At 54.4% G+C, this 11,412-nt stretch carries 9 protein-coding genes and 1 pseudogene; 6 read left to right on the top strand and 4 right to left on the bottom strand.

Annotated features, from left to right (window positions below; genetic code table 11):
* Window positions 1-628 precede the first annotated feature (628 nt).
* The 4 genes from KK925_RS10500 to KK925_RS10485 all read left to right on the top strand — a co-directional run bounded on the left by KK925_RS10500 (window position 629) and on the right by KK925_RS10485 (window position 4,205).
* Window positions 629-2,266 (top strand): ParB/RepB/Spo0J family partition protein, encoded by a 1,638-nt coding sequence (locus KK925_RS10500; RefSeq protein WP_174582570.1) that lies wholly within the window; start codon window positions 629-631, stop codon window positions 2,264-2,266.
* An 857-nt stretch (window positions 2,267-3,123) separates the two neighbouring features.
* Entirely contained in the window at window positions 3,124-3,402 is a 279-nt protein-coding gene (locus KK925_RS10495; protein ID WP_214096506.1) for a hypothetical protein, read from the top strand.
* Window positions 3,403-3,593: 191 nt separating this feature from the next.
* Window positions 3,594-3,911 (top strand): hypothetical protein, encoded by a 318-nt coding sequence (locus tag KK925_RS10490; RefSeq protein WP_174582569.1) that lies wholly within the window; start codon window positions 3,594-3,596, stop codon window positions 3,909-3,911.
* A gap of 33 nt (window positions 3,912-3,944) precedes the next feature.
* On the top strand, window positions 3,945-4,205 hold the full coding sequence (locus KK925_RS10485; RefSeq protein WP_214096505.1) for a hypothetical protein: 261 nt from the start codon (window positions 3,945-3,947) through the stop codon (window positions 4,203-4,205).
* Window positions 4,206-4,829: 624 nt separating this feature from the next.
* On the opposite strand, the gene KK925_RS10480 is transcribed toward KK925_RS10485, so the two are convergent.
* The 4 genes from KK925_RS10480 to KK925_RS10465 are packed head-to-tail and all read right to left on the bottom strand — an operon-like array spanning window position 4,830 to window position 8,648.
* Window positions 4,830-5,717, bottom strand: a complete 888-nt coding sequence (locus KK925_RS10480; RefSeq protein ID WP_174582567.1) for a hypothetical protein — start codon at window positions 5,715-5,717, stop codon at window positions 4,830-4,832.
* An 18-nt stretch (window positions 5,718-5,735) separates the two neighbouring features.
* Window positions 5,736-6,914, bottom strand: coding sequence for a TrbI/VirB10 family protein (locus KK925_RS10475; RefSeq protein ID WP_174582566.1), 1,179 nt, complete (start codon window positions 6,912-6,914; stop codon window positions 5,736-5,738).
* Window positions 6,915-6,927: 13 nt separating this feature from the next.
* Entirely contained in the window at window positions 6,928-7,869 is a 942-nt protein-coding gene (locus KK925_RS10470; RefSeq protein WP_174582565.1) for a hypothetical protein, read from the bottom strand.
* Window positions 7,866-8,648: a hypothetical protein gene (locus KK925_RS10465; RefSeq protein WP_174582564.1), complete on the bottom strand. Its 783-nt coding sequence runs from the start codon at window positions 8,646-8,648 to the stop codon at window positions 7,866-7,868. The genes KK925_RS10470 and KK925_RS10465 overlap by 4 nt, the downstream gene beginning before the upstream one ends.
* Window positions 8,649-8,785: 137 nt before the next feature.
* Between KK925_RS10465 and KK925_RS10460 the strand changes: the two genes are divergently transcribed.
* Window positions 8,786-10,840, top strand: a complete 2,055-nt coding sequence (locus tag KK925_RS10460) for a GspE/PulE family protein (protein ID WP_174582563.1) — start codon at window positions 8,786-8,788, stop codon at window positions 10,838-10,840.
* Between the two features lie 179 nt (window positions 10,841-11,019).
* Window positions 11,020-11,412: pseudogene (locus tag KK925_RS10455) on the top strand (hypothetical protein); the annotation flags it as partial.

Raw genomic sequence — 11,412 nt, 5'->3', positions numbered from 1 at the left:
TGCCGATTCTTACTTACATAGTCTCCAATTTGTAACAAAAATGTTACAAATATATGACATTTGTGTGAAACCTAGGGGTATTTTTTATAACGTCTTGATTATGAGATATTTGCTTTTTTAGATCGTTGAAAAATGATGTGCAGATCATCGAAAATGTAAAGATTTCTTAATCTAATAGAAAGAAAAAATCTTATTGCTTTATGGGTTTTTAGATCCTACTTTTGCTGGCGTGGGATGGAACACGGGGGAATCGAGCTCTTGCAGGGTGCTTGCCGCGGGAAGAATGACCTTGCGGCACGGGTTGAAAGGAGCAGGCAGCCTGTCTCCTTTCTTGGGTTGCAAACCCCAGATTCGAGCACAGGCTCGCCTGCCCCTGGTTACAGCACGCTGGGAGATTTCCCAGGAACCCTGGGGAAGCGAGGTGGCCTGTTCCCGATCGGTCGTGTTCTTCCCCCCAAAGAGCTGACTTTTCCGATGACGGGCGGGGAGGAGGTGGCTCAGGGCAAAGCATGCCAGGGTGAAGGACGAAGTGTTGGTCGGTCTCCAGCGCAACATCCGAATCATCCTGGCAGATATCAACTGGTGAAGGAAAAAAACGTAAACGCGCAAAAAGGGTTGGAGGGAAACAATGAGCTTAAAAGGAAAGCAAACGAAAAAGGAAACAAAGCCGACTTTTTCTGCTTTCGATGCTTCCGACATAGAACGAGTTCCGATCAATGTCTTGCAACCGGCAGGATGGAACCCTCGAACGACCCTGGATCCGCAAGCGATTCGAGACCTGGCAAAAAGTATCGGTTCTTGCGGGCTCCAGCAGCCCATCGTGGTTCGGAAAAAGCCTGATGGGAAGTACGAGATTGTCGCTGGGGAACGAAGATGGCGAGCCCTTCAGCTGCTAGGCGCCACGGAAGTTCCTGCCATTGTGCGGGAAGTGGATGATTTAGACGCCTTGAAGATTCAGATAGCGGAAAATGTGCAGCGAGAAAGCCTCAATCCCATCGAAGAGAGTGAAGCGCTCAAGCGGCTGCAGGAGACGGGGAAACTGTTGATCAAAGAGGTGGCCGAGACCATCGGAAAACATCGAGACTATGTCTCAAGAATGCTACTTTTGAATCGGTTGCCGGAGGCCGCAAAAAACGCTGTGCGCGCGGGCAAGATCACAGCCCGATTAGGATGGACGATTGCGCGCATCCCGGTCGAACATATTCGGGCGAAAGCGGCAGCGGAAGCCCTGCAGAAGGATTGGGACTCCAAAAAAATCGAATTGTGGGTTCGTAGCAATTTCACCTTGAAACTCAAACAGGCTTGCTTCCCGCTTCACTCCGAAGACTTGGTTCCCGGAGAACCTTCCTGCGTCGCTTGTCCCAAGCGAGTGGGGAATGCTAAGGACCTCTATCCCGAGACGGACGACGAGTGGATCTGCACGGATCCTGAGTGTTTTGCAAAAAAACGAGACGCTTACTGGCAGCTCCGTTGTTCCCGAGCCGAAGCCGAGGGGATGGAAGTCCTGTCGGAAGACGAATCGTTTCGTGAGTTCTCCCCTGGGACAACCCGGCTCCGCAAGACTTCGGAATATGCGGATCTAGACACGCAGTGCTCCTGGGATCCTCAAGGTCGCTTATGGTCGACTCTTCTGGCCGAAGATTTGGTAAAAGACCCCGACAAAAAGAAAAAGAAGCGCCTTCGTGTCTTTCTTGCCCGAAGCCCGATGGGGACGATCCATACCCTGGTCCTCAAGCGAGAGGCCCTGTATTGCTTGAAGTCCAGGAACTATCAATTTGCAAAAGATCTATGGGCTGCGGTGGAAGAAGAGCGAATCCAACAGGAGAGACAGAACCAGTACAAGGAATTTATCCAGATGTCGGTTTCTAGTCTCGTCTACGAAGCGGCACAAAAGGTTGCCAACGGAGCCGACGTTCCGATCGAGGATTTACTGGTGTGGTGTGCGACCAGTATTCTCCCGCGTGAAATTTCCGAAACCATCCTGGCTCGTCACCGAATTGAGTGGTCTCCGGAAGAAAACCCGAATCCTTTTGCCAACGAAAAGCGAAGGGAAACCCTCCTTGCCCTGCTGCTAGATCTTCTGGTTATGGCCAAACTAGCCTCCGAGCCGCTGACCGACGTTCCGGCGATCGTCCGTGAACTGTGTACACGGTTAGACCTGGATCTTACCAAAGCCGAGCAGGAAATTCGTCATATTCAAGACCAGAAACCGGCGGTTCGGGTGGGACAGAAACCCCAAGCTCGAGCGAAGCACGACGTTGCTTAGCCGACGGAAAAGCCTAAGCCCAGAGCTTAAACTGTCCCTACCCCTCCCCGGGAGTTTTTCGCTAGAAAATCCGTGGCCCGGTGGAGCCGGTGGACTTGCTTCGCAGCCAACCCTTGGCGGAAATGTCCCGCTGTATCCCTTTCTTGATTGCCAGCTTGCGGACAAGCGAGCCACACCTCTCGGTCGCTTACCATGGCACGAAAAAAACCACTACTTGATGAGGCTTAGCCAAGCGCGATCTTTTAAGCAGCGGCTGTAACGTTTTTGCCTATCGAGCCGACGTCACAAGCCCCTGAGAAAGCCACCTCTCGTCCGGGATCATGGGACTCAGGTGCTAGGAAAACGATGGTGCAATTTTATACCCGGATCCTTCGAAAGCATAATCTCTTTTGGTCCGAAGGCAGGAATCAAACCATCGTGCGCACCACACGACGCGCCGCGTCCTTGATCGAGCCGTTCGACCTGAATAAGAGCGTACTGCCCATTGGCTCGGGCGTTTCCCCCTTTGAGGGGTGCCGACAGCTAAAAAGGGTATGGGCACGTAAGGCTCTGGATCGTACTATATCCCGATCAAGTTAGCTGGACGGGCCCAGCGGCAGGGTGTTGGCTACAAGACGACTTGGCGGATGGGGAAGCAGAGGCGTTTGCCTCTTCCCGCAGAATAGTTGTCGCCCGGGACAGTAATCGTGCACACGGAGGCGGAGGCGGCACCACCCGGTAGCGTGGCCCTTTATGCGCGTGTGTGCGAGCGCCGATCCAAAAGCCGATTGAGACAGACAGGTGGCTTGGGTTTTCCGAGTTGGCCCTCAAACAAAGAGTTGGGGATCGTCAAGGCCGTCAAGAAGGTCGGCTCGGGGATGAACGGCCATCGCAGGGGGCTTGTTGGGCAGGTGTGTGATCCACAGGTTGGCGTCATCCTGGTCGAGCAGCGCGACCGAGTGATCCCTATCGGTTTCGAGTACCGGGAAGCGGCATGGACCGCGCAGGGCCGATCTATCCTGGTGGTGGGTCCGAATGGGATGATCGACGATATGGTGTGCCATCTGTATGAGACCCTTGTGTCCTTGTGTGCTAGGCTTTACCGGAAGAGATTTGCTCGAAACCGCGCCAAGAAGGCGCTCGAAGCGATCGCATGAGGAAGCTCCGTGTTTTCGCTTACCCGACGCGGTTTGCGGGTGACGGCCGAGCAGGGGGAGCTGCTTAAGACCTATGCGGCGCTCTACGGGCGAGCGCAGTGGGTTTTTCTGCAAGATGCGGGCTCGTGTTTCGCTGAAGAAAATTACGCGATTCTTCCTGCCGCGGTTCGGCTTGGCCGTCCCAGAGTTCCATGCCCTCCGGGTCCGAGCGTGAAGGAAAAATCGCTTCGATCGGCGAGCCGCGGCCCGAGCTCATTGATCAGGCTAAGGAGCGGGATCCGGAGCGCGGAAAAGCTTTTCCGCGAGCCCGAGAAAAGAAGCCTGCATCGGACGGATGGGAGAGCCCAAGCCAATACCTGGTTCTCGAGCGCGTCCGCCTCGCCTACGGCGAGCAAGTAATCCCTCAGGCGCTCTCCGCAAGCCGGATGGTGACCACGACAACCCAAGACCGATACACCGGTCCGGAGGCGGAGGGATTGGCGCTTAAGCTACCGCTTCGTGCGGGATAGAAAAGTGGTAGCGGGTGGTTGCCAAGCGTCGAGGTGCGGACTCCTTTTCTGGGGGCACACCGCCTTGCTGGAGGTGTCGGCATCGACACGAACGAGGATCATCGCGCCTTGGGCAAAATCGGCCGCCTGGGCAATCTCGCAAGAATCCGCCGCCGGATCGGACTGAATCTTCTTGGCAAAAGGGAGAAGCAGGCCAAAGAGATTTTTACTGGTGCGTGCAAAGAGATCACCCGGGCCCGTGCTGAATCGGGTAAGCCGCTGGTGATCGAACGATGGAACCTTCGCAAGCGATAACTCGAGTTGGAGTCGGTAAGTTCCGTTCGAGCTTGCTTGCTCTCTTCCTTCGCCTATTGGTAAGGCGATCGTGATGGCTCAAGTCGGCTTTTGTTCGTGCCGAAGTCGAGGTGATCGAAGTCGACCCGGCCGACACGTCTGTGATCGGTGCGATCAATCACGCGCGTCGTCGTGGCACCCGCTCTTGCCAGGGGGGCGGCCTCGTGCTCTCGCTCCGAGAGGATTGGGTCTGTCTAAACGGCCGTGGGTGTGGGAGGCGGTAGCGCCCACCTGCGACGCAGGTCATGTCACCTTCGCCCTGCCCGCAAGCAATCGGACGAAGCATCTATGCTCCATCTGGCCGGCGCTTGGGAATAGGCTCAAAGCGGTGCATGCAGCGCATCTCCGGTTGAAGGCCAATGGCTTCCTCCCGGGCCTCTGCCGCAGAGAACGCGGGAATGGGCCGCTACCCGAGCTTTGCCTCTGAAACCTCGCCACGCGAATCCTCAGCAGCGCTGTTCGGCCAGCGTCCCGGATGATCTTCCCAGATAGGCCAATGGTTGGCTATGGTTTTAGGAACGGTATCCGGCGCAAATACGCATGATGCGTACGCCAAATTATCCGGACCGCCGTGCCGGACACTCTTTAATCAGCAGGAAGAGTCAGTACAAGGACGTCCTTCCCGGGAGGAATCGGCTTTTGCATGGTCTTGTTCCGGTAAGTCACTTGCACCTTCTTGTCCGGTTCAAATTCCACCACCAAGTAGTCCCCGGCTGGCGCTCGAACGGCCATCTTTTCTCCAGGCTTGCCGACCGGGATCTCCAAAGACTTTAGGTCTGTGGCACGCGGAGAAATACTATGAGCTTCGGTTGTTCGAGTTCCCCTCGGTTCCTCTTCCCCTACCGTGGCGAAGGAGACAGTCCGTGTCGTGCTGCCCACAGCCTGGTGGACACCCGCTCCTTCTGAGGGATCTCCGACAACGATGCCCGGAAGTGCCTTTTCCGGGATCGAATCCTGTTTGGCCTGGATATCGGTTTCTCCGAGACCCCTGCGCAGTTCTTCCGGCGGCAGAACTTCTGACATGTTTTTTTCCAACTTCTGCACGCGCTCGCGGAGAGTCACCAGGTCAATTTCTACTCCTCCATCGGAGGTGCCTGGATTTTTCTGGACCGGATCGGGAACGATCACCTGCCCGTTATCGGCTCTGAGGTAGGGTCGCCCGGAAAGTTCAGCCTCTTCCAAGGTTGCCCAATGACCCTGTTCCACAACCGTCCCTACGTAGTGCCCGCCAATCCATTGACCCGTCTTGGGGTCTACCTGAGCCTTCACCCATCCGTGATTGATTACGGGCAAAACGTAAGCCGGCTTTCCTTTGTCCTGAACGTCGTATGGTTTTGTATAGTCGTAACTGTTTTGGATCAGCGCGGGATCGACGGGAAGAGCGCCCATGCGCTGGCTTGGGTTACCTGAGCAACCGCAAAAGATAATCGTACCTCCAACGATGAAAGCAAAAGTAACGCACCTGTTATTCATATATCCTCCCTTTTATTTTTATTTTCCATAATCGGCTTGCGAAACATCTACATACTTTCTCAGATAGACACGAAATCGCGTTCCAGCCGGTACAAACACATATGGACGATATTCTTCCAAATCTTCAACCAAAAGCTCTTGTATCTTTTGCAGCGCAGATATGCCACCGTAGGTTCCAGCGTATTGATAAGCCCCTGTCATTGATTGATCCTTCGGGACCCCGTAGGGCCCGAGAGGGGTCATCGTATACGTATAGCTCTGGTATTGAAGGGCGTATAAAAACGACTGTCCAAGCTCTGCGGTCATCGGAGCAATGATACGCTTGGCCCATTCACTGATCACATACCCCTTAATACCCTCGGTTCCGTCAGTATGAAGGGCCACACCATCGATGGGTAAGGACCGGCCATCCTTTAAAATAATATGATCGAATCGGACCCTCATTCGGTCGCGCAGCTTGCCTCGGCTTGCGGTTCCCAACAGGCGGCAACCGGGTTCCAAAAGAAGATGTCCCTGGAAATAAAAGGGAAGCCAGACCGCACCAACAACATCAATCTCAGTATTGGAGGAAAAAGCACAGTTAACCAGGGCCGCTTCGATCATTTCACCCCTGGGCGCAAAGGTTTGAGGGTTAATCGATGAAAAATCGCCTTTTTCTTCCGTTCCTGTTGTGCCTGTTAAAGCGGTATCCGAAAGGTTTCGAAAGAGATATCGCTTGGCTTTCCAACGCGTCACAACGTGTTGGGGAGAAGAGGATCCCCCTTCCGCCAGAGGGGTTTGAGTCATAAGGCCTCTGGGAACGGGGGCTTCGCGATCGGGCGAAGGAGTATCCCCAGGGTTAAGTGCGATTTTTTTGCCAAAAGAGGGGGAAGTAATAGCTACCGGAGGAGCGGGAGGTTTAGGAGGAGGAGCTTCGGGGGCCATGGTTTGAGGGATCACGCCCGAGAGGGGAGTCTCTTTGCCCTTTTCGATCAAAACCTTCTCGATCTTAGCGGGTTTGGTGGGGCGTTGGGGCTCCGTTTTTTTAGCCGAAACACTTCCTTTGCCCAAAACCTCCATGTGGTGGTACGTAACAAAGGCTTCCGTCACGATCCGGCGGCAGAAATCTTTGAGGGGAATTAAAGGCAAAAGAAAAAAAACAGTTCCAACCCCCAACAGCCCGGCGAGTGCAAGAAGCAAACCCTTTCGATCCCACATAGTTTCTTATTGGCTACTCCGTTTTCCAAACGAGTTTAAAGGGTTGTGCTGGGTGGAAAGGTGGATCTAAAAGAACGAGAAATCCGCTCGTAGCCCTTCCAGGGGGAAGAACTTCGTGGTTCACGGAAACGAAATCAGGAATGAATCGGGAATTTCCAATGGCGACCCGGAGACTTGATTCATCGAGTCTGACTCGATAGGGGAAAGGATTACGCCACGAAAAGGAGATGGCAATAGGTCCCGAAGAAAACCGGTACACATAATAGTAATCGAATCCGGTCAGTTCGGAATGCTTAAAAATGGGGATCCGATGTACTTCTCGGGGACTGAGCGCCTTTTCCCGAACCAAAAGATCGTAGTTCTGGATAACACGAGCGATATCTGCTACCCCGCCGTACTGGCCATCGGGCCCAGAAGCCCACATAATTTTGTGGGCCAGGGAATCAAAGGGCGCAACGCGCAGGAGCGTCATCCCCGTAGCAAAGCTCTCCTCGACGAAAACATGGTAGGGGCGCGTGCGGTTCCCGCTAAAGAACACGACAAGTGTTGTATCGCCCGAACGGTCCATCGGGCGAAGCACCAGAGTCGAATTTTTCCGGCTAATTTCTAGTAGTTTGGGGTCCCCGACTTCCCAACCAAGGACTGGATCCGAAAACGCAAGGACCAACGGATATCCGGGTGCGACCCTCAGGATCTCAACTTGACCATCGTCTTGCTCAATGTCTCGAACTTTATTTTGAAGAAATTCCAAAAGCTCTTCTTCACTCAGTTCTTCGACTTTCTTTCCATTGATGGTAACCGGGGGAGCCTCTTCTTCCACAATGGGGTTGGGATTCTGAGAGGAAGGATTATCACCGTAGCCATACGGGAACGTTGGATAAGGATTTTGACCCAAAGCCCGAAGGCCTAGGAGCCAAAAAGACAATAGAACAAAGGTGGGCAAGAATCTTTTCATGAGTCGCTTGAACTACTTTTCGGTGGCAAAATCGAATCTTTGGTCGAAGGGTCCACGGAACCGGCCACGGGAACGGTCAATTGCCAGAGCTTCTCTCCTTCCGGTCCACGATATTCCTGCACGCCGTCAAGCCGGAGGCCTACCGGGTTATCCGGAGTGGGAATCACTTCGCTTAAATAAAAAAGGTGGATCACCTCTTCCGTGGTGATTTCTGGAAGGCCGTTGCGGACTCGGTAGCGAGCCCGGTTGGCTCGGGCGGCGATCGTTAAGTATTTGGGCCGTTTCGGGTCCACATAACGACGGATTTCACGGAGATCCCATACGATCCTCTGAGAATCACCAGAAGCCGCCAGTGGTCCGTACACATCCCGAAACGCCCGAACGACATGGGGGCTGACCCGCGAGCCTACGTCCATGATGTTGTACGAGCCCGGGTTAACCTCATAGAGGGCTTTACCGATCTCACGCAGGAAGTTGGCCACCATATCTTCTCTGAGACGAAAAACGTCGGACTTGGGCCAGACCACATATCCGGGAAGATCGAGAACAATTCGGGTGGGTTCGTGAATCTTGTACCATAACACTCCTCCTACCAGGAGGAGTGCTACCATTTGGGCGAAGCACAATACCAGAAGCCAGCTGTTGACGACGGCGATATCCTCTTTCCACTCCCAAACCGTCCGAAGGAAGCTTGGGAGCGCGGGTGGCTTCTCGACTGGATAGTTCTCGTCAGCCAGTCGTTTCGGCAAGCGGGTTTGATGCGGTGTGTTTCCTAACATAAGGCTGAGGATCAGCTCCCCTCACCCTTTTTATGAGGAGGACCCGTGAAATGTGCTGGCCCCAAAGGGCACAGCAGATCGATTCGCCTCCACCCTATTGGGAAGGAGGGAAAGAGAACCCTCCAAGCAGAGATCGGATGGAAGCTACGCAAGTCCGTGCCAGCGAAGCTCTGGAAGCCTTTCTCCTTAAACACCGGCTCGTACTCACCGAAACTCTTAAAGCTTGGGCCACCGCTACCGCGGATCAGCGCTTGGAAGAGTCCCTGGTGCTTTATTGTCGGCTCTTCCCATGGGATCGCTGGGCCGAAGTGTTTACGCATGGGATGGAAGAGTGGCCAGTCTTGTACCCAGTTGACCCTACCCACCCCGTTCCACCCAAAGCCCTGGAACCTGCCGCTCGACGGCTGGCTCGGGAATGGTACGCTCTGCTTCTCCAGGAGAACCCCGTTTTGGTCTTCGGTATCCTGAATCCCTTTGTTCTTTTGGAGCTGGAAAAGGAGCTTGCCTACCTTTATCCGGGGCAACCGAAACGGATCGTCCTTTTGGCCCCCCAAGACTACGCCAACTTTGTAGCCGCCATCGAACGCGGTCAGCTTGCCGATCCAGGTTGGGACCAAGAGGATCTGGCTCGATGGGCCGAGGCGCTGGGATTGGAACCAGGACTTTACTCGGCGCCCACTGATTTGGTCTCAGAGTTGTGGATGGCCTCAGAAAGCCGACCCGTGGTTCCACGAGGATCCGTCTGGCAGGCTGGCCCCTTAAGCGAGGACATGGAAGCTCTTCTTTGGAGACGGAGTGCTACCAATGCTTGGATCGTTACTCCTCAAGCACTCTCGGAAGAGCTCCTGGACCGGTTGATGGAGAAGCTTAATGCCAAGATTCGCATCTTTGCTTGCCCTCCTTCCTATTTTGAGGAGTTACGCCAGAGATTCGATGCTCAAAAGCCTCGCTCCCCTATCTTCTGGGGAGATCCTCTTCACGTCCGCGACTGGCCGATTTGCGATCTCGAGGACACGAACCGTGCCGGGATTACCCTATTTGATGCCCTTCTCAATCGAGCCCTCGACATGGGGGCAAGTGATATCTCCCTCGAGCCCAAGGTCGATTTTGTACGGGTCCGCTTTCGAATTCAGGGGGACTACTACGAACAGGCGCCGCTCACACGGCGCCAGTACGCGGTCCTTCTGGATCGCATTAAGCTTTTTGGGAACATGGCTCCCGACGCCAAAGGGATCCTTCAGGATGGCAGTGGGTGCCATCTCTACCGAGGAGTCCGATATGATCAGCGTTACAACATTGTCGTCGCCAAAGGTATGGAGGAAGCTGTTGCCATCCGGATCTTTTCAGCCCGAGTACCGACTCTTGCGGATCTGCAATTGGCCGCTCTGGAGCAGCGAACCCTCCTGTGGTTTTTGTCCCAGGGAGAAGGAATGTTTCTGTCTACCGGTCCCACGGGAAGCGGAAAAACAACGACGCTCTACGCCCTTTTGCATCAGCTTTCTACCCCCAGATGCAAGATCGTTACCGTAGAGGACCCAGTCGAGAAACACTTTCCGGACGCTCTGCAGATTGAAATCCGAGAAGAAGCAGGAATTACCTTTGAGCGCGCCCTTCGAGCCGTCGTTCGGCAGGACCCAGATGTGCTTATGGTAGGGGAGATCCGCGATAGTGAAAGCGCAAAGATTGCTATTAATGCCAGCTTGACGGGTCACCTTGTCTTAAGCTCTATTCATGCTTCCGATGCGGTCGGAGTTCTCGAACGGCTAGTCCAGAGCTTCGGAATCGACCGGCTCGTAGCCGGATACGCCCTTAAGCTTGTGGTTTCTCAGCGCTTGGTTTCGCCCTTGTGCCCTTACTGCAAGAAAACACGCCCGGCGACTCGTTCCGATCTAGCTCTCTTTCCCCCCGTCCCCATACCTGAACCTGTGGTGGCGGAGTCAGCAGGTTGTCTTGCCTGCCGAGGAACGGGTAGAGCCGCGAGGATACCCCTGATGGAACTTTTTCCGATTGACGGAGAAATTTTGGCCTTAATTGAAGAAAACGCGCCTCCTTGGAAGTTACGGGCACACAACGAAGGCCGAGGCTACAAAAGTTTAGCAACCCAAGCAGCAGAACTTTTTCTCACAGGGGTTCTTTCCCGAGAAGAAGCATTGCTTTTGTGTGCCTATCGTCGGGCCCATCCGGGAGGCTAGTCTTTTTCCCCTTCGCAAAAGGTTGTTTTGGCTTGTCAACGAAGCGCTCGGAGGGACCAAAAGGAAAGGATTGTCAAACCCTTGCCTTTTGCCACTGTGGGACGGCAGCCTTTGGTTAGGCTGAGGGCAAGCCAAGACCCCAAGCAGTGTGGGAACTCTTCAACCTATTCCTAAAAGGTATGGAAAAAGAACAACCGGAAATTCGACATAGCAACCCTCGACAAGGTCAATTCAGTGCTACCACCATTGCCTCACTGGCCGAAGAAATCCGGTGGATGCGTTATCGAAGAGAAATCCAGAGTCTCCCGCCCATCCCTCCCCGGCTCCTTTCCCTCGACAAACGCAAGCTTCCGGATGCAATCGCCTCCGTCTCGACCCCTTTTGGTTGGCTCAACCTCAAAGTGCCCCCAGACCAATGGCCGCTTTACCTGCGGAAGGTGTACGTGGAAGACCTCAACCATCTTTTTTTCCCTGCCCAGGAAGAGAGCTCTGAACTGCCTCCTGTGGTCCCCTGCGAGTCGGTGGGCTATTGCCCAAGGAAGCAGGACCAGCTGGAAGATCGAACGTGCCCC

The organism is Candidatus Methylacidithermus pantelleriae, from assembly GCF_905250085.1.
Lineage (GTDB): Bacteria > Verrucomicrobiota > Verrucomicrobiia > Methylacidiphilales > Methylacidiphilaceae > Methylacidithermus > Methylacidithermus pantelleriae.
Note: the sequence above shows the minus strand (reverse complement) of the source record. Positions and strands in the feature narration are given on the sequence as shown.

Bases quoted from the DNA above. Each gene is read 5' to 3' on its own strand.
- KK925_RS10500 (WP_174582570.1), top strand. From the start codon at position 629: ATGAGCTTAAAAGGAAAGCAAACGAAAAAGGAAACAAAGCCGACTTTT.
- KK925_RS10495 (WP_214096506.1), top strand. From the start codon at position 3,124: ATGAACGGCCATCGCAGGGGGCTTGTTGGGCAGGTGTGTGATCCACAG.
- KK925_RS10490 (WP_174582569.1), top strand. From the start codon at position 3,594: ATGCCCTCCGGGTCCGAGCGTGAAGGAAAAATCGCTTCGATCGGCGAG.
- KK925_RS10480 (WP_174582567.1), bottom strand. From the start codon at position 5,717: ATGAATAACAGGTGCGTTACTTTTGCTTTCATCGTTGGAGGTACGATT.
- KK925_RS10475 (WP_174582566.1), bottom strand. From the start codon at position 6,914: ATGTGGGATCGAAAGGGTTTGCTTCTTGCACTCGCCGGGCTGTTGGGG.
- KK925_RS10470 (WP_174582565.1), bottom strand. From the start codon at position 7,869: ATGAAAAGATTCTTGCCCACCTTTGTTCTATTGTCTTTTTGGCTCCTA.
- KK925_RS10465 (WP_174582564.1), bottom strand. From the start codon at position 8,648: ATGTTAGGAAACACACCGCATCAAACCCGCTTGCCGAAACGACTGGCT.
- KK925_RS10460 (WP_174582563.1), top strand. From the start codon at position 8,786: ATGGAAGCTACGCAAGTCCGTGCCAGCGAAGCTCTGGAAGCCTTTCTC.